The following is a 23,429-nucleotide window of genomic DNA, read 5'->3' as shown; positions in this document are numbered from 1 at the left end:
TCTCAATGAAATCAGGACGGCGAAGTCGGCCGTCCTGAATTACTCATTACTGCCTGAAAAAGGCACTTCCGCAGCAGCCGTTCAAACTGCCGACGCATAATAAACAAACGCCAGCTTATTGCCGTCGGGATCGCGGACGTAGGCGCTGTGAAAGCCGTCGCCATACTGCGGTCGGTGACCGGGCGCGCCTTCGTCACGCCCGCCGAGGCGCAGGGCGAGGGCATGCAGTTCCGCAATATGTTCGACGGAGCGGGCGTTAAGCGCCACCATCGTTCCATTGCCCACCCCGGCAGGCTGCTGATCAAAGGGGACGCCCACGCACAGCCCGCAGGCCTGGTTGCCGTTGAAGGTGCCCCATGAGGCGCCTTGTTCGTTACGGCCGGCTTTGGCGTGCCCCAGCAATGCCATTAACGGGTCATAGAACTTGATGGCGCGTGGTAGATCGTTCGTTCCCAGCATAATGTATGAAAACATAGTGTCCTCCTGTTGCGGGCAAAAGGTGACTTTCGCCCGCTTACTGCGTGAAGCGGATGGCAACAGACCCGGCGCTGCGCTCAGCCTCGCCATGGTACACCGCCTCAATATTATTCCCCTGCGGATCCAGCACAAAAGCGGCATAGTAACCAGGATGATAGTGTCGTTCGCCAGGCGCGCCGTTATCGCGTCCGCCATGGGTCAGCGCCGCATGGTAAAAAGCGTCCACCATGTCGCGATCTCTGGCCTGGAACGCCAGATGGTGGCGCCCTGTCAGTTTCCCGGCAGCCTCCGGGCTGTGGCGTGAGGCCACCACCAGTTCGTCAGCCAGCAAGTATTCATTGGCGGTGGCGATCGCCGGGATCTCCAGCGCCGACAGTACGGCGGTATAGAAGTTTTTGCTTGCCTCAAAGTCTTCGACAACCAGCAGAATATGATCGATCAATCTGCCACGATGTAACGTATTACTTTCCATATGATTTCCTCCTGGCAGGGGGGCCGGCAATGGTTAACAGCAGTGAGCCAGCAAAAACAGGATACCCTCCGGTAAGGGCCATAAAAAAGGCTGGCGCCAGGCCAGCCGTCAGGACTACTGCGCGGACTCCGTCGCTTCGTCCATGTCCTCTTCCTGCTCGCTGGCGAGCAGGGTTTTCTCGTTTTTACATAGACACTGGATCAGCAGGAACAGCCCGCCGCTGGCCACCAGGGTGGCGATCAGGCCATCGTAGCCGGTGATGCCGATCAGCATGCCGCTGACTACCGGTCCGGCGACGCTGCCGGCGGACCAGAAAAAGCCGAACAGGGCGTTAATCATAATTAGCTTCTGTCCGCTAAAGGTTTTCCCCGCCCGCACCAGCGACAGGGTATACAGCGCCCCCGCCGCGGCGCCCAGCAGCAGACAAATGGCCATCAGCTGAATCCGTGAGCCGAGCATCAGCGGCAGGGCCAGCAGCGACAGGCTGAAGACCACCGCGCAGGCCAGATGCACGCGGCGAATGCCGACCCGGTCGGCCAGCCAGCCGAGCGGGGTCTGGAACATCGCATCCCCGGTAAGCACCACGGTCACCAGCAGCACCGCCATTCCTTCATTAAGCCCCTTGTCCATGCCGTACAGCGGCAGCAGGGCGAGGATGCTGGCGTCGAAGAAGGCGAAGCAGAACACCCCGGAGGCCAGTACCGGCAGGAAGGCGCCGAGGCTGCGCCAGCTGGCGCGCTCCCCAAGGCTTTCGCGGGTGCCGGTGGGCAGATGGCGCAGCATCAGCAGGCAGACGGCGGTGACCGCGACGATCGCCATCAGCGCCGAGGCCTGCCAGGCGGGGCCGACGGAGATCAGCAGCGGTCCGGCCAGCTGGCAGCCGGTAAAGGCCGAGGCGTAGATGCCGGTGAGGGTGGCGCGCTGGCTGCCCGCCGCGCCGCCGGTGATCCAGCTTTCGCCCAGTACGATAATGACCCCGGAGGCCAGGCCGGTCAGCAGGCGCGGCAGCAGAAGCAGCGTCATATCGGTGGTCATGCATGAGGCGATGGTCGCCAGCGCCAGCAGGATCAGACTGCCGCTCAGCAGTACGCCCATCTCAACGCGCCGGCACAGCGCAGGAGAGAGGAAAGAGGAGATCATCATACCGGCGGGCGGCAGGGCGGCCAGCAGGCCGACGTACAGCGGCGCAACCTGCTGCTGCGCCAGCTCAAGACTGATTAACGGCACCGTATAGCCGGTGATAAATCCCACGAGCGACGCGGCCATGATCATCGCCAGCGTGGGGGCAAGACGATTCTGGTCTGGGTTAAACATTTTATTTCCGATGACGGAGAGGTCAGTAGTGGATCCTTCGGCAAATTGCCGTCCTGAGTTGCATAATAATTAATCGCCTGGCCGTTGTCACCGTTGAAATCACTACCAAAAAAGGTCCGCCCGGCGGCGGCTGGCGTGTACGCCGCGCCGCCGCCGCATTTCGTGACGTTGTCAGCGTGTTAACGACAGGATATAACGGAGGGAGCGGCAGCGACCCGGCGCCGGTGAGCGACGGGGAAAAACGCAGCGCATGACCCAATTATTCAGCATTACGCTATGCAGGAAAGGAGTAATACATGGCCGTATCGCCGTCACTGATCGCCGAAGCCACAGGCTGGCGACGTGAGTTTCACGCCGCGCCTGAGCTCGGATATCAGGAGCAGGAGACCTCGCGCCGCGTCGCCGAGCTGCTGGTCTCGTTTGGCCTGCAGGTTCATCGCGGGCTGGCCGGCACCGGCGTCGTGGCGACGCTGGAAAACGGCCCCGGGCCGGTCATCGGCCTGCGCGCCGATATGGACGCCCTGCCGATCACCGAGCTGGGGAGCGTCAGCTACCGTTCGCGCCGCGCCGGGGTAATGCACGCCTGCGGCCACGATGGCCACACCGCGATGCTGCTGGCGGCCGCGGCCCATCTGGCGCAGACCCGCCAGTTCAGCGGTACCGTCCACTTTGTCTTCCAGCCGGCGGAAGAGAACCTTGGCGGCGCGCGCAAAATGGTGGAAGAGGGGTTATTCGAACGCTTCCCGATGGATGCGATTTACGCGCTGCATAACTGGCCGGGGATCCCCCTCGGCGAAGTGGCGCTCAGCGATGGCGCGATGATGGCTTCCCTCGACGCCTTCGAGATCACCCTGCGCGGCAAAAGTTGCCATGCGGCGATGCCGGAGAGCGGGGCCGATCCCATCGTCGCCGCGGCGCAGCTGATTATGGCGCTGCAGACCATCCCCTCCCGTCGCCTGTCGCCACAGGATTCCGCAGTGGTCAGCATCACCCAGATAAACGGCGGCGAGGCGATCAACGTCCTGCCGGACACCGTGGTGCTGCGTGGCACCTTCCGCTGCCTGAGCAATCGCGTTCGCGCCCGCGTGCGGGAGCTTATCGAAAGCTATGTGGCCACCCAGCCGCAGGTGTCTGATGTCCGGGGCGAGATTAGCTGGTTTCCCGGGTATCCGGTGACCAAAAACCATGCGCCGCAGGCGCAGCTGCTGCGCGAGGTGGCGGTCGCCACCCTCGGCGCGGAAGCGGTGCGCTGGAACCAGGCGCCGTCGATGGCCTCTGAGGATTTTGCCTGCATGCTGGAGGTCTGTCCGGGGGCCTATTTCTGGATCGGCACCGATGGCGAAACGCCGTCGAAGCCGTTGCATAACGCCAGCTATGACTTTAACGACGCGCTGATTAGCCACGGGGTGGCGATGTGGGTGGCGCTGGTGGAGAAACAGCTGCCGGCGGCGTAACCCGCCGGCAGCGGCAGGAGGGAAGGGAGCGCGCGCGCTCCCTGAGGTCAGACGTCGGCGGCGGCTTTCAGTCGCGCCTTCATGTCGCTGTAGGCGGTCCAGGCATAGCGCTCCGCCCACTGCTGGTCGGCAATCGCTTCCACTTTCACCGCACAGTATTTGGTCTCCGGCGTTTTGGAGATTGGATCCAGGTTATCCTGGGTCAGTTCATTACAGGCGCCCACCCACCACTGATAGGTCATATAGACCGCGCCCGGGTTGATGCGATCGCTGAGATCGGCGCGGGTGATGACCTTTCCGCGCCGGGAGCTTACCCACACCAGCTGTTTGTCGGCGATCCCCAGCCGTTGCGCATCCACGGGATTCATCTGCACCCGTCCCGGCTCGTCGGCCAGCGACTGCAGCGCGGCGCAGTTGCCGGTCATCGAGCGGCAGGAGTAGTGCCCCACCTCCCGCACTGTGCAGAGCACCAGCGGCCATTCATCATCCGGACGCTCCGCCGGCGCGCGCCAGGCGGTGGCGAACAGCTGCCCTTTACCTGATGGGGTGTCGAAGCGGTTGTCTTTATACAGCCACGGCGTGCCGGGGTGGTCGAGGGTCGGGCATGGCCACTGAACATGGCCCATATCGCCCATTTTCTCCCAGGTCACGCCGTAGAACAGCGGGCAGAGCTCGCGCATCTCGTCCCAGATCTGCTGGTTGCTCTCATAGTGCATCGGATAGCCCATTTCGCTGGCCAGCAGACTGATGATCTCCCAGTCGCGCTTCACATTCCCCGCCGGCGGGATCGCCTGTTCAAACCGCTGAAACCCGCGGTCGGCGCAGGTGAAGACGCCGCCGTGCTCGCCCCAGGAGGTGGCCGGCAGCAGGACATCGGCAATCTCCGCCGTTTTGGTCATGAAGATATCCTGCACTACCACGAAGTCCAGCGCCTCGATGCCTTTTCGCACCAGGCCGAGGTCGGCTTCGGTCTGCAGCGGATCTTCGCCCATAATGTAATAGGCTTTGATCTCGCCCGTCAGCGCCTTATGCGGCACCTCGGTGATGCGGGTGCCGACCTGGTCATCCATCTGCGCCGGGTCGATCCCCCAGGCGGCGGCGAATTTCGCCCGCACGGCCGGGTCGGTGACCTCCTGATAGCCGGGGAACAGGTTCGGCAGCACGCCCATATCGCAGGCGCCCTGTACATTGTTTTGCCCACGGACCGGGCCCACGCCGACGTTCGCCCGTCCCAGGTTGCCGGTGAGCAGCGCCAGGCTTGCCAGGCCGCGCACCACATCCACCGCCTGGCCAAACTGGGTGACCCCCATGCCCCACATAATGGTGGCGGAAGGGGCGGCGGCAAACATACGCATTGCCTCGCGGATCGCCTGCGCGCTGACCCCGACAATCCCTTCCACTGCTTCCGGGGCGTAATCTTTCACCGCCTCGCGGTAGGCATCCAGCCCTTCGGTATAGCGTTCGACATAGGCTTTGTTGTACAGCTCTTCTTCCAGCAATACATAGCCGAAGGCGTTCACCAGCGCCATGTTGCTGCCGTTGTTAAGCTGCAGATGACGGTCGGCTATGCGTGCGGTTTCAATGCGTCGCGGATCGCAGACGATGATTTTGGCGCCGTTTTCCCGGGCTTTGATCACCCGGCGGGCGACGATGGGATGGGAGTCGGCGCAGTTGTAGCCAAAGACCAACAGGCACTTCGAGTTTTCGATGTCGCTTATCGAGTTGCTCATCGCCCCGTTGCCCAGCGCCTGCTGCAGCCCGGCGACGGAAGGGCCATGGCAGACGCGGGCGCAGCAGTCGACGTTGTTGGTGTTCAGCACCGCGCGGGCGAACTTTTGCATCACATAGTTGGTTTCGTTGCCGGTGCCGCGCGAGGAACCGGTGGTCATGATGGCGCGCGGGCCATGCTTCTCTTTGATCTCCCTGAGCTTGCTGGCGGTATAGCGAATCGCCTCCTGCCAGCTGACCGGCGTGAAAGCGCCGCCTTTCTGGTAGCGGATCATCGGTTGTTTAAGACGGGGCGTCAGGAGCTGCGTGTCGTTAAGAAAATCCCAGCCGTAATAGCCTTTCAGGCACAGCTGGTTCTGGTTGGTGACGCCGTCGGCGGCTTCCGCGCGAATGATTTTATTGTTGTCGACAACCAGTTTAAGTTTGCAACCCGCCCCGCAGTAGGGGCACACGCTCGTGATTTTTTTCATCAGTAACAGACCTGTTAACAGTGAACAGAGGATCGCTGTCGCGCCGGGCCCGACGGGCAACGATCGCGGTATCGCCTGGTGGTGATGCGGACGCAGGCCCGCTGCGCTATGCAGGTCTCGTGCCAGATTTTAATATATTGATTTAAAATGAAAAATGACAGGAGAAGGATGACGGGAGCGTGACCTCGTCACTAATGACGATGACGCAGAGCGCCGACGTCAGACGCTCTGCAGGGGATAATGCCGCTACGCGAGAGGGCGGCAGCGGGCGATATGCGACTCGCTCAGGCCGACGTCGCGTGCGGCGGCGCAGATTGCCTGCCAGCTGCCCGCATCCAGCGGGATCCCCTCGGCCAGGCGCGCTTCGCGGTTGGCGGCCTCCCATTCGCCGGGGGCCAGCACCGGGGCATCGGGATCGTGCGGCGACTGTTTACACCATGCGATAAAGGCCTCCGTCTGCGCCTGGCTGTCCGGGGCATCGAACGCGTCCGGGCGCAGGATCACGGTGGTCATGCAGTTAAAGATGGCGTCGACGCTGGTCTGCAGGCTTTCCTGATGGGTGGTTTGCCCCCCGGAGAGCGCGCCGCCGAGCACTTCGCACAGTGTCGCCAGGGCATAGCCTTTGTGCTGGGCGAAGGTGAGCAGGGCGCCCAGCGGCGAGGTCTGCATCACCGCCGGGTCGGTGGTGGGCAGCCCCTGGGCGTCGATCAGGCAGCCGGGCGCCACGGCTTCCCCTTTGTGCCAGGCGACGCGGGTTTTACCAAAGGCGATGGCGCTGGTGGCGTAGTCCAGCAGCAGCGGCGGATGGCCCGCGCGGGGAAACACCACGCACAGCGGGTTAGTGCCGAAGCGGCTGTCTTTTCCGCGGAACGGGGCGACCATCGGGTCGCCGATCACGCTGACGAAGTGAATGGAGATCAGTCCGGCGGCGGCGCACTGCTCCGCCCAGTAGCCGATGCGTCCAACGTGATGCGCATTGCGCAGGGCGATAGCCGCCATGCCGTGCTGCTTCGCCTTTTCGATGCCTAACTGCATCGCTTCGTGGGCGACCACCTGGCCGAAGCCGGCGTTGCCGTCGAGGGTGACCACGGCGCCGGCGTCTTTGGTGACCGTGGCGTGGCGGTTGAGCTGCAGAAAGCCGCCGGCGTGGGATTTGACATAGCTTGGGATCATCCCGACGCCATGGGAGTCATGCCCGGCCAGGTTGGCGGCGATCAGATGGTCGGCGACCAGCGTCGCTTCTTCTGAGCGGCTGCCGAGATGGGTAAACAGTGAGACGACAAACTGATGCAGATCCGTCGCCAGAAAGCGGTGTCCTGTTGGCACTGATTCTCTCCTGTAGTCTGTTGTTATTTTGTTATGTTTGCCGTTTTATGCTGCGCCGCCCGGCGCAGAAGGTCAAGGGCGGACTCTCCCGGCGACAGGCCACTGCGCCAGCGCCTGGGTTATACGACAGACGATAAAAAACCGGTCCGGGATCGCGTTTTAATTAACGTCATAAACACCACATTTTTAAATTCTGCCACTGTCACAAAAGCCAGAAAAAAGCCAGCCCCGGCGTTGCAAGGGGAGCTGATACCACTATATGTTAAATTTGTGTTTATTAATTGATGATTAAAGGTTGGTATCATGTATAAGAAAATAAGTGGTTTAGTGGTTTCACTGACGGCCGTTTTCGCCTGTGCCGCCTGGGCGGAGGTGCCTGCGGGCTATCCGGCGGATTATCAAAAAACGGTTGATGCCGCCGTCAAAGAGGGCAAGGTGGTGATCTATTCCACAACCGATACCAAAGCGGCCGGGCCGTTAATTAAAGGATTTGAAGCGCAATATCCGGGCGTAAAAGTCGAATATAACGACATGAACAGCACCGAGCTGTATAACCGCTATATCAGCGAGCAGGCCGCCGGGGGCGGCAGCGGGGACGTGGTGTGGAGCTCATCGATGGATACCGCGCTGAAATTAGCCACCGAGTATGCGGAACAATATGCCTCGCCGGAGGTGAAGCAATTACCCGACTGGGCGGTGTGGCAGCAGAAAGCCTATGGCACCACCTACGAGCCGGTGGTATTTATCTATAACAAACGGCTGATCCCGCAGAATGAGGTGCCGGACTCGCACACCGCGCTGGCCAAATTGATCGCCAGCCAGGCCGATAAATTTAAAGGCAAAGTCACCACCTACGATATCGAAAAATCGGGCCTCGGCTTTATGCTGGCGGTCCAGGACAGCCAGGCCGACGCGAACTATTTTACCGACCTGGCGAATATCGCCAAAGGCGGCCTGACGGTGCAGTCTTCCACCGGCACGATGATGGAGCGCGTCTCCTCTGGCGAAAACCTGATCGGCTATAACATTCTTGGCTCCTATGCCGAAGCGCGGGCGAAAAACGATCCCTCTTTAGGCATCGCCTATCCGAAAGATTACGTGCTGGTGCTCTCCCGCGTCTCGTTTATTAGCCAGGAGAGCGAACATCCCAATGCGGCGAAATTGTGGCTGGATTATGTCCTGTCGGAAAAAGGCCAACAGATCCTCGCCAGCCAGGCGGATATTCCCTCTCTTCGTCGCGATATTGAAGGCAAAAATGATATCGACGGCATGACCACGCTGCTGGGCAAAGCGTTAAAACCGATCCCGGTCAACGAAACGCTGCTGGATTATTTACAGCCGCAAAAACGTCTGCAGTTTATTAAACAATGGCGCAGCGCCGCCGCGAAATAATCCTCCCCCGGGGCATCGCCGATGCCCCTTATTCACACCCGGCGGGTTTATTCACCTGACCAAAGGGATGAACCATGAATGTATTACGCAGAAAGTGGCAGGGGCTGCCGCGCGGCGTGGTGGTGTGCATCACGGCGCTGGTGATTTACGTCCCGCTGTTATTTATTGTGGTGCAGAGTTTTCTCTCCGCGCCGTTCTTTTCCCGCTCCAAATCCTGGAGTCTGGAAGCCTTCGCCTTTATTTTTACCGACCCGGATTTTTATCTGGCGTTAAGGTCAGGGTTTATTCTGGCCTTTGGCCTGGTGATTATCGCCATTCCGCTGGGCGGTATTTTGGCCTTTCTGATGGTACGCACCGATTTACCCGGCCGGCGGTTCATTGAGCCGCTGATCCTGGTGCCGATCTTCGTCTCGCCGATGGTGCTGGGCTTTGGCTACGTGGTGGCCGCCGGGCCGGTAGGCTTCTTTTCCCAGTGGGCGCAGCAGCTGATCGGCTTTGTGCCGTGGAATATCTACTCGATGTTCAGCATTGTGGTCATCGCCGGCTTAACCCACGTGCCGCACGCCTATCTCTACATCTCCTCGGCGCTGCGCAGCGTTGGTTCGGACGTGGAAGAGGCGGCGCGCACCGTCGGCGCCACGCCGCTGCAGGTGATGACTTCGGTGAGTCTGCCCATGGTGCGGCCCTCCATTCTTTACGCCTGCGTGCTGCTCTTTTTCCTTGGTCTGGAAGTCTTCGGTCTGATGCTGGTGCTGGGCGACCCCGAGGGCAACATGGTGCTGGCGACCTATCTCTACAAGCTGACCAATAAGCTTGGCACCCCCTCCTACCATCTGATGGCGGCGGTGGCGGTGGTGCTGATCTGCATCACCATCCCGCTGGTCATGCTCCAGCGTCGGCTGATGCGCACCGCCAACCGCTTTGTCACCATGAAGGGCAAGGCGTCGCAGGCGCGGGCGCTGCCGCTGGGCAAATGGCGCTGGGTGGCCGGGGCGGTGGTGGTGGCCTGGCTGACGGTGACCATCGGCGTCCCGCTGCTCGGCGTGGCGCTGCGCGCCTTTATCTCCAACTGGGGCGTCGGCGTGTCGCTGTGGGATGAGCTGTCGCTGACGACGTTCCACAATATCTGGCAGCAGCCCAACCTGCTGCGGGCGATCGTCAACTCGATGGCTATCGGCATCGTCGGCGGCGCGCTGGCGGTGATCTGCTATCTGTTTGTCGGCATCGCCATGCACCGCAAAGCGGACAACGTCACCCGCTTTCTTGATTACAGCGTGCTGGTCCCGCGCGCGGTGCCGGGGCTGCTGGCCGGTCTGGCCTTCCTGTGGGTGTTCCTGTTTGTGCCGATGTGGCTCGATCAGTCGCTGAAGCATGGCTGGCTCTCGGCGCTGCCGGTGGCGGACTGGCTGCGCGAGCACCTTATCGTGCAGCTGCGCGCGCTGCGCAATACCATCTTCAGCGTCTGGCTGGCCTACACCGTGGTATGGATGGCCTATGGCCTGCGGCTCATCTCCTCGACGCTGCTGCAGGTGGGCCCGGAGCTGGAGGAGGCGGCGCGCAGCACCGGCGCCTCGCGGGGGCAGATCACCCGCCACGTCACCGTCCCGCTGTCGCGCTATGGGCTGATTGGCTCCTGGCTGCTGATGTTTCTGATCTTTGAGCGCGAATATTCCACCGGCGTCTATCTGCTGTCGCCGGGTACCGAAACCATCGGCTCGATGCTGGTGTCGCTGTGGGCGGCGGGGGCCATCGATATCGTCGCGGCGCTCTCCTTTATCAATATTCTGCTGGTGGTGATTGGCCTTGGCATCGCCCTGCGCTTTGGAGTGAAATTACATGATTGAGTTATCGGTTGAAAATCTGCATCTCACCTATGGCGACAACCCGGTGCTGAAAGGCGTGTCGATGACGCTCGGCAGGGGAGAGGTGGTGTCGCTGCTGGGGCCTTCGGGAAGCGGCAAAACCACGCTGCTGCGGGCGGTGGCCGGGCTGGAGAAGCCGACGAGCGGGCGGATCGCCATCGGCAACCGCACGGTGTACGACGGCACGCCGCGCAGCGAAATCCCGGCCGAAGAGCGTAACCTCGGCCTGGTGTTCCAGTCCTATGCCCTGTGGCCGCACAAAACGGTGTTCGACAACGTGGCCTATCCGCTGAAGCTGCGTAAAGTCGCCGCCGGGGAGATAAAAGAGCGGGTGCAGCGCGTGCTGGATCAGCTAGGGCTGGGGCATCTTGGCAACCGCCATCCGCACCAGCTCTCCGGCGGCCAACAGCAGCGGGTGGCCATTGGCCGGGCGCTGGTCTACAACCCGCCGGTGATCCTGCTGGATGAGCCGCTCTCTAACCTCGACGCCAAGCTGCGCGAGGAGGCGCGGGTGTTTCTGCGCGAGCTGATCATCAAGCTGGGCCTCTCGGCGCTGATGGTCACCCACGATCAAAATGAAGCGATGGCCATCTCCGATCGTATTCTGCTGCTGAACAATGGCGTCATCGAGCAGCAGGGGACGCCGCAGGAGATGTACGGCAGCCCGGCGACGCTGTTCGCCGCCGAGTTTATGGGCAGCAATAATCGCCTGCACGGCAAGGTGATGGCGCTGGAGAACGGCAGGGCGCGGATCGAAGGCGCCAGCTGGAGCCTGAGGGGGCGAGCGGGCGAGGGGGTCAGCGTCGGCGAGCCGGCGACGGCGGTGATCCGCGTCGAGCGCCTGCGTCTTGACGGCGCGGCGCAGGATAACAGTCTCCAACTACCGCTGCTGACCAGCATGTACCTCGGCGACCGCTGGGAGTACCTGTTCCGCACCGAGGGCGACGACTTTCCGCTACGCGCCTACGGAACCGCGCTGCGCGATGCTGAACACTGCCATCTGACGCTTCCGGCGGAGGATGTGTGGATTTTTCCGCAGCGGTAACCGTTTGTTAAGACGCCAGATGGCACACGGCTTCAATATTGTGCCCGTCTGGCGCAATCACAAAGGCGGCGTAGTACCCGGCGTGGTAGTTGGGCCGTAACCCCGGCGCGCCGTTGTCCTTTCCTCCGGCGGCCAGCGCCGCCTGCCAGAAGGCGTCCACCTGCTCGCGGCTGTCGGCGCGAAAGGCGATATGCAGCGGCGCCGGTTTGTCCGCACTTTGATAGAGACACAAAGAGACATCGCCGCTGCCGGCCAGCTCTGCGCCGTAGGTCGGCTCGCCTTCATCGACCAGCGTTACGCCAAGCGGGGCCAGAGCCTGTAAAAAGAACGCTTTGCTGGCGGCATAGTCGCTGACGCCGAATTTCACATGATCGAACATCTCTTCTCTTCTCCTGTGGACGGGGTATCGCCAGCCGAACGCGTTAGCCGGGAAATAGATGCAAAATAGTTAACAACGGGTAGTAACTTTTTTAACAGCTCAAAATGTTTAATTATTCCTAATACGAGTATTTACAGACGTTTAATCTGCCATGTACCATAAACAAAAAATAACATTTGTGATACAAGTCACTCTTTTTTTGGCGCATGGGTAAGCTCAGCGCGGTGTGAACGCCGCCGGTTTACCGCCTCAAGGTTATGGCAGCACCCTTCTCACGATGACATTCCGGTGAATTTCTCTCCGATTTCCCGCGTTTCGTTGAGAATCGTCTACTATCCAAACGATAACCCTATAAATGATATCGCCTCTGGCGATGTTTTATCCGACTTGCCGGTCCGGGCCAGACGCTAAGCGGTTTAAAAGCGCAATGGTATCGGTTCCAGCACGACATTCACTGGTTTTGTCAGCGACAAAAACAGTAATTTTCAATGACAGGAATGTGATGATGTCGAGCGAGAAAACTAACAATTCCAGGCGTGATTTCCTGGTGAAATCGATGGCGCTGATCCCGACGGTGGTGATCGGCGGCGCGGGAGCAGGGGCCATTGGCGTGGCCACCAGCGCGACCGCGCAGGCGGCCCCCGCTTCAGAGCCAGCCTCCGGGAACACGGCGGCGGCCAGCGACTGGAAGCCGCAGTTCTTCAACGATCGTGAGTGGGCGTTTATCAACGCCGCCGTCGCTCGCTTAATCCCGGCGGATGAACTTGGCCCCGGCGCTAAAGAGGCCGGCGTGCCGGAGTTTATCGACCGCCAGCTCAATACCCCTTACGCCACCGGCTCCATCTGGTATATGCAGGGGCCCTTCAACCCCGACGTGCCGAAAGAGATGGGCTATCAGCTGCCGCTGGTGCCCAAACAGATCTATAACCTCGGGATCGCCGATGCCGAGGCCTGGTGTCAGGACAAGTATCACAAGACTTTTGCTGAACTGAGCAGCGAGCAGCAGGACGAGGCGCTCGGCCTGTGGGAATCGGGCAAAGCCGAGTTCAAACAGCTACCGGCTTCGCTGTTCTTCACCTATCTGCTGCAGAACACCCGCGAAGGCTTCTTCAGCGACCCGATCCATGGCGGTAACAAAGGCATGGTCGGCTGGACGCTGATTAATTTTCCCGGCGCGCGCGCCGACTTTATGGATTGGGTTGAACGGGGCGAACGCTACCCCTTCCCGCCGGTATCAATTAATGGGGAGAGGGCGTAATCATGGCCACCGTATTGAAAAAAACCGATGTCGCGATCGTCGGCTTCGGCTGGGTTGGGGCGATCATGGCCAAAGAGCTGACCGAAGCCGGGCTCAACGTCGTGGCGCTGGAGCGCGGCCCGATGCGCGACACCTGGCCGGACGGCGCCTATCCGCAGGTGATTGATGAGCTGACCTACAACATCCGCCGCAAGCTGTTCCAGGACCTGTCGAAAAGCACCGTCACCATCCGGCATAACACCAGCCAGCAGGCGGTGCCGTATCGCCAGCTGGCGGCTTTCCTGCCGGGTACCGGCGTGGGCGGCGCCGGGCTGCACTGGTCAGGCGTCCATTTCCGCGTCGATCCCATCGAACTGCGGATGCGCAGCCACTATGAAGAACGCTACGGCAAAAACTTCATCCCCCAGGATATGATCATCCAGGATTTCGGCGTCACCTACGACGAGCTGGAACCGTTCTTCGATAAAGCGGAGAAAGTGTTCGGCACCTCCGGGACCGCCTGGTCGATCAAAGGCAAGGTCGTCGGTAAAGGCCGCGGCGGCAACGCCTTCGCCCCGGACCGTTCAGATGACTTCCCGCTGCCGGCGCAGAAAAACACCTGGTCAGCGCAGCTGTTTGAAAAAGCGGCGCTCGAGGTGGGCTACCATCCCTACAACCTGCCGTCGGCCAACACTTCCGACTCTTATACCAACCCGTACGGCGCGCAGATGGGCCCGTGCAACTTCTGCGGTTTCTGCAGCGGCTACGCCTGCTACATGTACTCCAAAGCCTCGCCGAACGTGAACATTCTGCCGGCGCTGCGCCAGGAAAAACGCTTTGAGCTGCGGACCAACGCCAACGTGCTGAAGGTCAACCTGACCGATGACAAATCCCGTGCCACCGGCGTGACCTACGTCGACGGCCAGGGGCGCGAAATGGAGCAGCCGGCGGACCTGGTGATCATCGGCGCCTTCCAGTTCCATAACGTGCACCTGATGCTGCTCTCCGGGATCGGCAAACCCTACAATCCGGAGACCGGCGAAGGGGTGGTGGGGCGTAACTTCGCCTACCAGAACATGACCACCATTAAGGCCATTTTCGACAAAGATACCTACACCAACCCGTTTATCGGCGCGGGCGGCAACGGCGTCGGCGTCGACGACTTCAACGCCGACAACTTCGACCACGGCGCGGCGGGCTTTGTCGGCGGTTCGCCGTTCTGGGTCAACCAGGCCGGGACCAAGCCCATCTCCGGTTTCCCGGTACCGCCGGGCACCCCGGCGTGGGGCAGCAAATGGAAAGCGGCGGTGGCCGATACCTACACCCATCACCTGTCGATGGATGCTCACGGCGCGCACCAGTCCTATCGGCAGAACTACCTCGATCTTGATCCGAACTACAAAAATGTCTTTGGCCAGCCGCTGCTGCGCATGACCTTTGACTGGCAGGAAAACGACATCAAGATGGCGCAGTTTATGTTCGATAAGATGGCGCCGATCGCCAAAGCGATGAAGCCGAAATATATCCTCGGCAGCCCGAAAAACGCCAACAGCCACTTTGATACCACCACCTACCAGACCACCCATATGAACGGCGGGGCGGTGATGGGGGAAGATCCGAAAACCAGCGCCGTTAACCGTTATCTGCAAAGCTGGGACGTGCATAACGTCTTCGTCATCGGCGCCTCCGCTTTCCCGCAGGGGCTGGGCTATAACCCAACCGGCACGGTGGCCGCGCTGGCGTACTGGTCAGCGAAGGCGATCCGCGAGCAGTATCTGAAAAATCCGGGTCCCCTGGTGCAGGCATAAAGGAAGGCAGATGATGAAAATGCAATGGTTATCGGCCCTGGTGCTTGGGGCATTGAGCTGCGCGGCCTTCGCCGAAGAGGCGCCTGCGGACAGCAATCTGATTAAGCAAGGGGAGTATCTGGCGCGGGCGGGGGACTGTGTCGCCTGCCACACCAACGGCAAAGCGGGCAAACCTTTCGCCGGCGGTCTGCCGATGGAGACGCCGATCGGCACCATCTACTCCACCAATATCACGCCGGATAAAGAACACGGCATCGGCGGGTACACCTTCGAAGAGTTCGACGACGCGGTGCGCAAGGGTGTGCGGAAAGATGGTTCCACGCTCTATCCGGCAATGCCGTATCCCTCATTCGCGCGGATCAGTGAAGCGGACATGCGCGCCATGTACGCCTACTTTATGCATGGCGTGGAGCCGGTGAATGTCGCCAACAAGGACACCGACATCCCGTGGCCGCTGTCGATGCGCTGGCCGCTGGCGTTCTGGCGCGGCATCTTCGCCCCGACGCCGAGCGACTTTGTCGCCAACCCGCAGGTTGACCCGGTGCTGGAGCGCGGTCGCTATCTGGTGGAAGGCCTGGGCCACTGCGGCGCCTGTCATACCCCGCGTAGCCTGACGATGCAGGAAAAAGCGCTCAGCGAAAGCGAAGGCGATGATTACCTGGCGGGCAGCAATGCGCCGATTGACGGCTGGGTCGCCTCCAGCCTGCGCGGCGAAAATCGCGACGGTCTGGGGACCTGGAGCGAAGCCGAGCTGGCTGAGTTCCTGAAAACCGGACGTAACGATAAATCGGTGGTCTTCGGCGGCATGAGCGATGTGGTGGAGCACAGTCTGCAGTATCTCTCTGATGACGACATCACCGCCATCGCCCGCTATCTGAAGTCGCTCCCGCCGCGCGGCGGCAAACAGACCCCAGCCCCGGTGGAAGACAGCGTGGCGAAAGATCTGTGGAAGGGTAACGACAGCAAAACCGGCGCCGCGCTGTATGTCGATAACTGCGCCGCCTGCCACCGCACCGACGGCGCGGGCTATCAGCGCGCCTTCCCGTCGCTGAAGGGCAACCCGGTGGTGCAGACCGAAGATGCCACTTCGCTTATCCACATCGTTCTGACCGGGAGCACCACGCCGGCGGTGAAAGATGCGGTCTCCAACCTGACCATGCCATCGTTCGGCTGGCGTCTGGACGACCAGCAGGTGGCGGATGTGGTCAACTTCATCCGCACCAGCTGGGGCAACAACGCGCCGGCGGTCAGCGCCAGCGATGTGGCGAAGGTGCGTAAGGAGACCGCGGCGCACGATGAGAAGGCGTTAGGCAACGCCGATATCTCGAAGCTGCCGGGGGCCGGACAGTAACCGTCAGGGTTGCGTCGCCCGCGCGGCGCAACCCTGACTTAGCCAGGACGTAAAATACTGTCTGATCAAGGAGTTTGCCTTCATGCTGCATGCAGAGCGACTGACCTGCATCGTTGACGATCGACCGCTGTTTGCGGAGCTGACGCTGTCCCTTGCTGCCGGCGAGCTGCTGCAGGTCGCCGGTGATAACGGCGCGGGGAAAACCTCGCTGCTGCGGATCCTTTGCGGCCTGGCGCGCCCGGAAAGCGGGGTGGTGAGCTGGCAGGGCCAGCCGCTGGCCCAGGTGCGGGAGTCATTTCACCGGCAGCTGCTGTGGCTGGGCCATAAGCCCGGCGTCAACGCGGCGCTGACCGCCGATGAAAACCTGCGTTTCTTCTTTCCGGCCAGCCGCCTTCAGCAGCGGGAAAGCGCCCTCGCCGCCGTCGGCCTGGCGGGCTATGAAGATCTCCCCTTAAGCCAGCTCTCCGCAGGGCAGCAGCGCCGGGTGGCGTTAACCCGCCTGTGGTTAACCGATGCGCCGCTGTGGATCCTCGATGAGCCGTTCACCGCCCTCGACGCCACGGCGATAGAAACCCTGACCCGACGCCTGGAGCAGCACGCCCGGCAGGGGGGAAGCGCGATCCTCACCACCCATCAGCCGCTGCGGCCGCTGGGCTGCCCGTTGCGCACCCTGCGCCTCGGCGACGACGGCGGGAGGCGGCAATGATGAGAGCGCTGTTGGCCCGGGAACTGCGCCTGGCGTGGCGCAGCGGGGCAGAGATCCTCAATCCGCTATGGTTCTTTCTGATCGTCATCACCCTGTTTCCGTTCGGCGTCGGCGCCGCGCCGCAGTTGCTGGCGCAGATTGCGCCGGGCGTGGTGTGGGTCGCCGCGCTGCTGGCGGCACTGCTGGTGATGGATCGGTTGTTTCGCGACGACTGGCAGGACGGTTCCCTGGAGCAGCTGATGCTTCTGCCGACGCCGCTGGTGGCGGTGGTGCTGGTGAAGGTGGTCGCTCACTGGATGATGAGCGGCCTGCCGCTGCTGATCGTCTCGCCGCTGGCGGCGCTGCTGCTGGGGATGAATCTGCACGACGCCGGCGTGCTGGCGCTGACCTTGCTGCTTGGCACGCCGACGCTCAGTTTTCTTGGCGCGGTGGGGGTTGGCCTGACCGTCGGCCTGAAGCGCGGCGGCGTCCTGCTGAGCCTGCTGGTGCTGCCGCTGGCGGTGCCGCTGCTGATTTTCGCCACCGCGGCCTGCCAGGCGGCGGCCGCCGGGCTTCCGGTCGGCGGCTATCTGGCGATGCTGGCGGCGTTCTTAACCGCCAGCGCCACCCTGTGTCCGTTCGCCACCGCCGCCGCGCTGCGGCTGACCGTGCAATAATTCGCTGCGCCTGCGGGCGCGGCCATCATAACCGTGTGAGTAAGCGTCTATGTGGAAAGCGTTACATCAACTGGCGATCCCCGAGCGGCTGTACCGCCTGTGCGGGTGCTGGATCCCCTGGCTGGCGGCGTTGAGCGCGCTGTTGCTGGTCATCGGTCTGGGGTGGGGCTTTGGCTTCGCCCCGGCGGACTATCAGCAGGGGGAAAGCTACCGGATCATGTATCTTCACGTCCCGGCGGCGATGTGGTCGATGGGGCTGTACCTGGCGATGGCCGTCGCGGCCTTCGTCGGGGTGGTCTGGCAGATCAAAATGGCCGACCTGGCGATCGCCGCCCTGGCGCCGGTGGGGGCGGTCTGCACCCTGGTGGCGCTGGTCAGCGGCGCGGCGTGGGGCAAGCCGATGTGGGGGACCTGGTGGATCTGGGACGCCCGTCTGACCTCGGAACTGGTGCTGCTGTTTCTGTATGCCGGGGTCATCGCCCTGTGGCACGCCTTTGACGACCGCCGCCTGGCCGGGCGCGCGGCGGGGATCCTCGTCCTGGTCGGGGTGGTCAATTTGCCCATTATTCATTTCTCAGTCTACTGGTGGAACACCCTGCACCAGGGCTCGACCAACCTGCAGCAAACCATCGACCCGAGCATGCGTCTGCCGCTGCGGATCTGCATTTTTGCTTTCCTCGCGCTGTCGGTCACCCTGACCCTGATGCGCCTGCGTAACCTGATCCTCCAGCTGGAACGTCGTCGACCGTGGGTGGTGGCGCTGGCTAACAAAGGAGCCGCCCGATGAGCCCCGCTTTTTCTTCGTTCGCCGCCTTCCTGAATATGGGCGGCTATGCCCTGTACGTCTGGCTGGCGGTGGCCGTGGCCATCGCCGCCTTTGGCCTGCTGACGGTTCATACCCTGTGGGCGCGGCGGGCGCTATTCCATGAGGTGCGACGCCAGCAGGCGCGCGAGCGGCGGATCGCGGCCGCTCGCGAACATGACAAGGAGGCCGCGGATGCAAGCGCGTCGTAAAACCCGGCTGTATATCGTGCTGGCGGTGCTCGCCGGCCTTGGGCTGACCGTCAGCCTGACGCTGTACGCCCTGAGCAGCAATATCGATCTGTTCTACACTCCGGGGGAAATTATCTACGGCAAAACGGAAACCCGGGCGCTGCCCCATACCGGGCAGCGCCTGCGGGTAGGGGGCTACGTTCAGCCCGGCTCCCTGCAGCGCGACCCGCAAACCCTCGACGTGCGCTTTAAGCTGTATGACGCCCGCGGGGTCGTGGACGTCAGCTATAAGGGCATTCTGCCGGACCTGTTCCGTGAAGGACAGGGCGTGGTGGCCCAGGGCGTTCTGGACGGCGAGCGGCATATCACCGCTCAGCAGGTGCTGGCCAAGCATGATGAAAATTACACCCCGCCGGAGGTGAAAAACGCCATGACGCCAGCGAAAGCGGAGGCGCAGCCATGATGCCGGAGCTGGGCAACTTTTTATTGTGTCTGGCGGCGGGGCTGGCGCTGCTCCTGAGCGTCTATCCCCTGTGGGGCGCGGCGCGGCAGGACCGGCGGCTGATGGCCCTGGCCCGGCCGCTGGCCTGCGGGCTGTTCACCTGCATCGGCGGCGCCTTCCTGCTGCTGGTGCACGCCTTTGTGGTCAATGACTTTACCGTCCGCTACGTGGCGGAAAACTCCAACAGCGCGCTGCCGGTGTGGTATCGGGTGGCGGCGACCTGGGGGGCGCACGAGGGCTCGCTGCTGCTGTGGGTCCTGCTGCTCAGCGTCTGGACCTTCGCCGTCGCCCTCTTCAGCCGCCGGATGCCGCTCGACGCCGTCGCCCGGGTGCTGGCGGTGATGGGGATGATCGCCTTTGGGTTCCTGCTGTTCATCCTCTTTACCTCCAACCCGTTCAGCCGCGGCCTGCCGCAGTACCCCATTGACGGCCGCGACCTTAATCCGCTGCTGCAGGATATCGGCATGATTTTTCATCCGCCGATCCTCTATATGGGGTACGTCGGCTTCTCGGTGGCTTTCGCCTTCGCCATCGCCTCGCTGCTAGCGGGGCGGCTGGACACCGCGTGGGCGCGCTGGTCGCGTCCCTGGACCCAGGCGGCGTGGATGTTCCTCACTCTCGGCATCGTGCTGGGCTCGGCGTGGGCCTATTACGAACTGGGCTGGGGCGGCTGGTGGTTCTGGGACCCGGTGGAAAACGCCTCGTTTATGCCGTGGCTGGTAGGGACCGCGCTGCTGCACTCCCTGGCGGTGACCGAGAAGCGCGGCAGCTTCCGCGCCTGGACGGTGCTGCTGGCCATCGCCGCCTTCTCCCTGTGCCTGCTGGGCACCTTCCTGGTGCGCTCTGGCGTGCTGGTCTCGGTGCATGCCTTCGCCTCGGATCCATCGCGCGGGCTGTTTATTCTGGCGCTGCTGATTGTCGCCATCGGCGGGTCGCTGCTGCTGTACGCCCTGAAGGGCGGCAGGGTGCGGGCGCGGGTGGAACATACGCTGTGGTCGCGCGAGTCGTTCCTGCTGGGCAACAATATTTTGCTGATGGCCGCGATGCTGGTGGTGCTCCTCGGAACGCTGCTGCCGCTGGTGCATAAAGAGCTGGGCCTCGGCAGCATCTCCATCGGCGAGCCGTTCTTTAACACCATGTTCACCGCCCTGATGGCGCCGTTTGCGCTGCTGCTGGGGCTGGGACCGCTGATCCGCTGGCGGCGCGATGACGTCGCCAGGCAGATTAAGCGCCTGGTGATCGCCCTGGTGGTGACGTTGTCACTTTCTCTGGCGCTGCCGTGGCTGCTGCAGGATCGTATCACCGCGATGGCGGTCATTGGCCTGATGATGGCCCTGTGGGTGCTGATCTTCGCCCTGATGGAGGTTCACGAACGGGCCACCCATCGCCACGGCTTCTGGCGCGGCCTGCGGACGCTGACCCGCAGCCAGTGGGGGATGGTGCTCGGTCACGTCGGCGTGGCGGTGACCGTTATCGGCATCACCTTTAGCCAGAGCTACAGCGTGGAGCGCGATGTACGGATGCGCCCCGGCGACAGTATCGATATCCACCGCTATCACTTTGTGTTTAACGGCGTGCGCAATATCGTCGGCCCCAACTGGACCGGCGGGGAAGGCATTATTGCCGTGACCCGCAACGGCCGCCCGGAAGCGACGCTGTATGCCGAGAAACGCTTTTATACCGCCAGCCGGATGATGATGACCGAGGCGGCGATCAGCGGCGGGCTGACCCGCGATCTGTACGCCGCGCTGGGGGAAGAACTGAGCGACGGCAGCTGGGCGGTGCGTCTGTACTACAAACCGTTCGTTCGCTGGATCTGGTATGGCGGGGTGCTGATGGCCCTCGGCGGTCTGTGCTGCATGCTCGACCCGCGCTACCGGATGCGTAAGAAGCTGCAGGAGGCCTCATGAACCGGAAGCTGCTGTTTATCCCGCTGGTGCTGTTTCTGGCGCTGGCCGCCGCGCTGTTCTGGCAGCTGATGCGTAACGCCGATGGCGACGACCCGACGACCCTCGAGTCGGCGCTGATCGGCAAACCGCTGCCGGAATTTCGCCTTGAAGCGCTGGATACCCCCGGCCAGACGCTGGACCGACGGACGCTGATCGACGGCAAGCCGCTGCTGCTTAACGTCTGGGCCACCTGGTGCCCAACCTGTCGCGCCGAGCATCAGTTTCTCAACGGCCTGGCGCAGCAGGGCGTGCGGGTGGTGGGGATGAACTACAAAGACGATCGGCAGAAGGCGATCAGCTGGCTGCAGCGCCTGGGTAATCCGTACAGGCTGAGCCTGTACGACGGCAACGGCATGCTCGGCCTGGATCTGGGGGTTTATGGCGCGCCGGAGACGTTTCTCATCGACGGTCAGGGCATCATCCGCTGGCGGCACGCCGGCGACCTGAACGACCGGGTGTGGCGCGAGGAGCTCCAGCCGCTGTGGAATCAATACAACCGGGGGGCGGGCTGATGAGAGGTGTCATAGGCATCCTGCTGGCGCTGATGCTGACCGGCCAGGCGTGGGCCGCCATCGATACCTGGCAGTTTAAAGACGAGGCCCAGGAGCAGGCGTTCCGCGAGATCACCTCCCGGCTGCGCTGCCCGAAATGCCAGAACAACAGCATCGCCGACTCGAACGCGATGATTGCCGCCGATATGCGGCAGAAGGTGTACGAGCTGATGCAGCAGGGGAAAACGAAAGGGCAGATCGTTGACTATATGGTGGCCCGCTACGGCAATTTTGTCAGCTACGAGCCGCCGCTGACCGCGGGCACGGTGCTGCTGTGGCTGGGGCCGGGGCTGTTCGTCCTGGCGGGCGCGGGGGTGATTATCGCCCGCGCGCGTCGTCGCGATATTCCTGACGCGGCGCTCAGCGTCGAAGAGCGCCAGCGGCTGGCGGCATTATTGAAAGAAGGAAAAGAACGATGAGCCTGTTGGTGGTTATCGCCGGGCTGTTGCTGGCTGGCGCGCTGGGGCTGCTGTACTTCCCGTGGTCGGGCAAAGGGGCGGTGGACCGCGATACCCTCAACCGCGCCCTGTACCAGTCGCGCCTGCAGGAGCTGGCGCAGGAGCGCGGCGAGGACAACCCGGCGCTGGTCGTCGAGCTGCAGCGCACGCTGCTGACGGATATCCCGCCCCAGCCACAGCCTGGCGAACGGCCGCTAAGCCGCTGGGCGCTGCTTCCGGGCGCGCTGCTGCTGGTGGTCCTGAGCCTGGGCCTGTATCTGAAAACCAGCGATATTGGCCAGGTGCTGCTCTGGCAGCAGGCTGAGCGGCATTATCCTGCGCTGTTACAGCAGGTTAAGGACCCGACCGCGCCGCCTCTGCGTATGGATGAACTGGCGGAGCTGCGGCTTGGCCTGCGCAGCCATCTGCAGAATACTCCGCACGACCTCGCCGGCTGGCAGCTGCTTGGGCGGCTGGGGCTGTTGTTGAACGATGGCGAGACGGCGATCGGTGCCTTTGGTCGGGCGCATGCGCTGGCGGCGGACGACCCGGCGGCGGCTTTCGATTACGCCAGCGCGCTGGTGCGGGCAGGGGATAGCGGTCAGGTCCGGATGGGCGAGCTGCTGCTGCGCGACCTGCATCAGCGACAGCCGACCAGCCTGCCGGTGCTGGAGATGCTGGCCCTGAGCGCGGTACGTAATGAAGATTACTCCGAAGCCGTGGCGGCCCTGCAGGCGTTGCTGGCCCGGCTGCCGGAAGAGGATGCGCGGCGCGAGGCGATTGTCCGCCAGCTGGCGCAGGCGCAGGCGCAGCAGCAGGCGCAGTAACTGCCCGGCGGCGCTGAACGTGGGGTCTGCCGCGAGGACGGTACGGACAGCCCTGGTTTTGTAGGCCGGGTCAGGCGCAGCCGCCACCCGGCACAAAATCGGCTCCGTGCCCGCTGTCCTTGCCCGGCGGCGCTACGCTTGCGCGGGCCAACGAAGGGCGCGAATAGAGCGCCAAATCGCGGGCAGCTTTTGTAGGCCGGGTAAGCGAAGCGCCACCCGGCAACATGTTGAGCTCGGAGCCTGATACCTTCCCGGCGGCGCTGCGTTAGCGTGGGCCTGGGGATATGAGCTGACGGGAGGCCTTTGTAGGCCGGGTAAGCGAAGCGCCACCCGGCAACATGGGGGGCACGGAGCGATAGCTTGCCCGGCGGCGCAGCGTTTGCGTAGGCCTGAGGGATATGAGCTGACGGGAGGCCTTTGTAGGCCGGGTAAGCGAAGCGCCACCCGGCAACATGTTGAGCTCGGAGCCTGATACCTTCCCGGCGGCGCTGCG

General features: G+C 62.8%; 22 protein-coding genes. 16 read left to right on the top strand and 6 right to left on the bottom strand.

The genetic code is table 11. The annotated features are described in order from the left end of the window. Positions 1-81 precede the first annotated feature (81 nt). From QLG03_RS00110 to QLG03_RS00100, 3 genes are all read right to left on the bottom strand, one after another. Entirely contained in the window at positions 82-474 is a 393-nt protein-coding gene (locus tag QLG03_RS00110) for a VOC family protein (protein ID WP_255987821.1), read from the bottom strand. A gap of 40 nt (positions 475-514) precedes the next feature. Further along, entirely contained in the window at positions 515-949 is a 435-nt protein-coding gene (locus QLG03_RS00105) for a VOC family protein (protein WP_065881391.1), read from the bottom strand. 114 nt (positions 950-1,063) lie between these two features. After that, positions 1,064-2,263, bottom strand: coding sequence for an MFS transporter (locus tag QLG03_RS00100; protein ID WP_044523748.1), 1,200 nt, complete (start codon positions 2,261-2,263; stop codon positions 1,064-1,066). A 296-nt stretch (positions 2,264-2,559) separates the two neighbouring features. Between QLG03_RS00100 and QLG03_RS00095 the strand changes: the two genes are divergently transcribed. Further along, positions 2,560-3,717, top strand: a complete 1,158-nt coding sequence (locus QLG03_RS00095; RefSeq protein WP_023290035.1) for a M20 aminoacylase family protein — start codon at positions 2,560-2,562, stop codon at positions 3,715-3,717. Positions 3,718-3,764: 47 nt separating this feature from the next. Here the strand turns inward: QLG03_RS00095 and fdhF are convergent, their stop codons facing one another. After that, positions 3,765-5,915 carry a formate dehydrogenase subunit alpha gene (fdhF, locus tag QLG03_RS00090; protein WP_023290034.1) on the bottom strand — a complete coding sequence of 717 codons (2,151 nt, stop codon included), beginning with the start codon at positions 5,913-5,915 and terminating at the stop codon, positions 3,765-3,767. Between the two features lie 246 nt (positions 5,916-6,161). Then, positions 6,162-7,241: a malate/lactate/ureidoglycolate dehydrogenase gene (locus QLG03_RS00085; RefSeq protein ID WP_023290033.1), complete on the bottom strand. Its 1,080-nt coding sequence runs from the start codon at positions 7,239-7,241 to the stop codon at positions 6,162-6,164. A gap of 303 nt (positions 7,242-7,544) precedes the next feature. On the opposite strand from QLG03_RS00085, the gene QLG03_RS00080 reads away from it, so the two are divergent. The 3 genes from QLG03_RS00080 to QLG03_RS00070 all read left to right on the top strand — a co-directional run bounded on the left by QLG03_RS00080 (position 7,545) and on the right by QLG03_RS00070 (position 11,540). Beyond that, positions 7,545-8,633, top strand: coding sequence for an ABC transporter substrate-binding protein (locus QLG03_RS00080; protein WP_023290032.1), 1,089 nt, complete (start codon positions 7,545-7,547; stop codon positions 8,631-8,633). Between the two features lie 74 nt (positions 8,634-8,707). Beyond that, positions 8,708-10,477 carry an iron ABC transporter permease gene (locus tag QLG03_RS00075; protein WP_004189548.1) on the top strand — a complete coding sequence of 590 codons (1,770 nt, stop codon included), beginning with the start codon at positions 8,708-8,710 and terminating at the stop codon, positions 10,475-10,477. Continuing rightward, entirely contained in the window at positions 10,470-11,540 is a 1,071-nt protein-coding gene (locus QLG03_RS00070) for an ABC transporter ATP-binding protein (protein ID WP_255987816.1), read from the top strand. Before QLG03_RS00075 ends, QLG03_RS00070 begins: the two co-directional genes overlap by 8 nt. 7 nt (positions 11,541-11,547) lie before the next feature. Here QLG03_RS00070 and QLG03_RS00065 read toward each other — a convergent pair whose 3' ends face one another. After that, entirely contained in the window at positions 11,548-11,919 is a 372-nt protein-coding gene (locus QLG03_RS00065) for a VOC family protein (RefSeq protein ID WP_048335932.1), read from the bottom strand. Positions 11,920-12,421: 502 nt separating this feature from the next. Here QLG03_RS00065 and QLG03_RS00060 point away from each other — a divergent pair. The 12 genes from QLG03_RS00060 to ccmI all read left to right on the top strand — a co-directional run bounded on the left by QLG03_RS00060 (position 12,422) and on the right by ccmI (position 22,936). Then, the gene (locus QLG03_RS00060) at positions 12,422-13,177 is read left to right on the top strand and encodes a gluconate 2-dehydrogenase subunit 3 family protein (protein ID WP_004175724.1); all 756 of its coding nucleotides are present in this window, start codon (positions 12,422-12,424) and stop codon (positions 13,175-13,177) included. A 2-nt stretch (positions 13,178-13,179) separates the two neighbouring features. Further along, complete coding sequence (locus QLG03_RS00055; protein ID WP_002908285.1) at positions 13,180-14,964, top strand: GMC family oxidoreductase; 1,785 nt, start codon at positions 13,180-13,182, stop codon at positions 14,962-14,964. Between the two features lie 10 nt (positions 14,965-14,974). Beyond that, positions 14,975-16,315 carry a cytochrome c gene (locus tag QLG03_RS00050; protein ID WP_072096551.1) on the top strand — a complete coding sequence of 447 codons (1,341 nt, stop codon included), beginning with the start codon at positions 14,975-14,977 and terminating at the stop codon, positions 16,313-16,315. Positions 16,316-16,397: 82 nt separating this feature from the next. Then, positions 16,398-17,021: a cytochrome c biogenesis heme-transporting ATPase CcmA gene (gene ccmA / locus QLG03_RS00045; protein WP_023290027.1), complete on the top strand. Its 624-nt coding sequence runs from the start codon at positions 16,398-16,400 to the stop codon at positions 17,019-17,021. Further along, the gene (ccmB, locus tag QLG03_RS00040; RefSeq protein ID WP_023290026.1) at positions 17,018-17,677 is read left to right on the top strand and encodes a heme exporter protein CcmB; all 660 of its coding nucleotides are present in this window, start codon (positions 17,018-17,020) and stop codon (positions 17,675-17,677) included. The genes ccmA and ccmB overlap by 4 nt, the downstream gene beginning before the upstream one ends. Before the next feature lie 49 nt (positions 17,678-17,726). Continuing rightward, positions 17,727-18,464: a heme ABC transporter permease gene (locus QLG03_RS00035; RefSeq protein WP_186976566.1), complete on the top strand. Its 738-nt coding sequence runs from the start codon at positions 17,727-17,729 to the stop codon at positions 18,462-18,464. After that, the gene (gene ccmD / locus QLG03_RS00030) at positions 18,461-18,691 is read left to right on the top strand and encodes a heme exporter protein CcmD (RefSeq protein ID WP_048297689.1); all 231 of its coding nucleotides are present in this window, start codon (positions 18,461-18,463) and stop codon (positions 18,689-18,691) included. Before QLG03_RS00035 ends, ccmD begins: the two co-directional genes overlap by 4 nt. After that, on the top strand, positions 18,675-19,133 hold the full coding sequence (gene ccmE / locus QLG03_RS00025; RefSeq protein ID WP_032453185.1) for a cytochrome c maturation protein CcmE: 459 nt from the start codon (positions 18,675-18,677) through the stop codon (positions 19,131-19,133). The genes ccmD and ccmE overlap by 17 nt, the downstream gene beginning before the upstream one ends. Next, positions 19,130-21,082 (top strand): heme lyase CcmF/NrfE family subunit, encoded by a 1,953-nt coding sequence (locus tag QLG03_RS00020; protein ID WP_255987810.1) that lies wholly within the window; start codon positions 19,130-19,132, stop codon positions 21,080-21,082. Before ccmE ends, QLG03_RS00020 begins: the two co-directional genes overlap by 4 nt. Beyond that, a complete protein-coding gene (locus tag QLG03_RS00015; RefSeq protein ID WP_032453183.1) occupies positions 21,079-21,633 on the top strand; it encodes a DsbE family thiol:disulfide interchange protein in 555 nt (184 codons plus the stop codon). Before QLG03_RS00020 ends, QLG03_RS00015 begins: the two co-directional genes overlap by 4 nt. Before the next feature lie 11 nt (positions 21,634-21,644). Then, the gene (locus QLG03_RS00010; protein ID WP_072096566.1) at positions 21,645-22,091 is read left to right on the top strand and encodes a cytochrome c-type biogenesis protein; all 447 of its coding nucleotides are present in this window, start codon (positions 21,645-21,647) and stop codon (positions 22,089-22,091) included. Beyond that, positions 22,088-22,936, top strand: a complete 849-nt coding sequence (gene ccmI, locus QLG03_RS00005) for a c-type cytochrome biogenesis protein CcmI (RefSeq protein WP_255987807.1) — start codon at positions 22,088-22,090, stop codon at positions 22,934-22,936. Before QLG03_RS00010 ends, ccmI begins: the two co-directional genes overlap by 4 nt. The last annotated feature ends 493 nt before the right edge of the window (positions 22,937-23,429 follow it).

Origin of the sequence: Klebsiella sp. V115_8, from assembly GCF_029967715.1 — a bacterium.
Classification (GTDB): Bacteria; Pseudomonadota; Gammaproteobacteria; order Enterobacterales; family Enterobacteriaceae; genus Klebsiella; species Klebsiella quasipneumoniae.
This window is presented reverse-complemented; position numbering and strand designations above follow the sequence as displayed.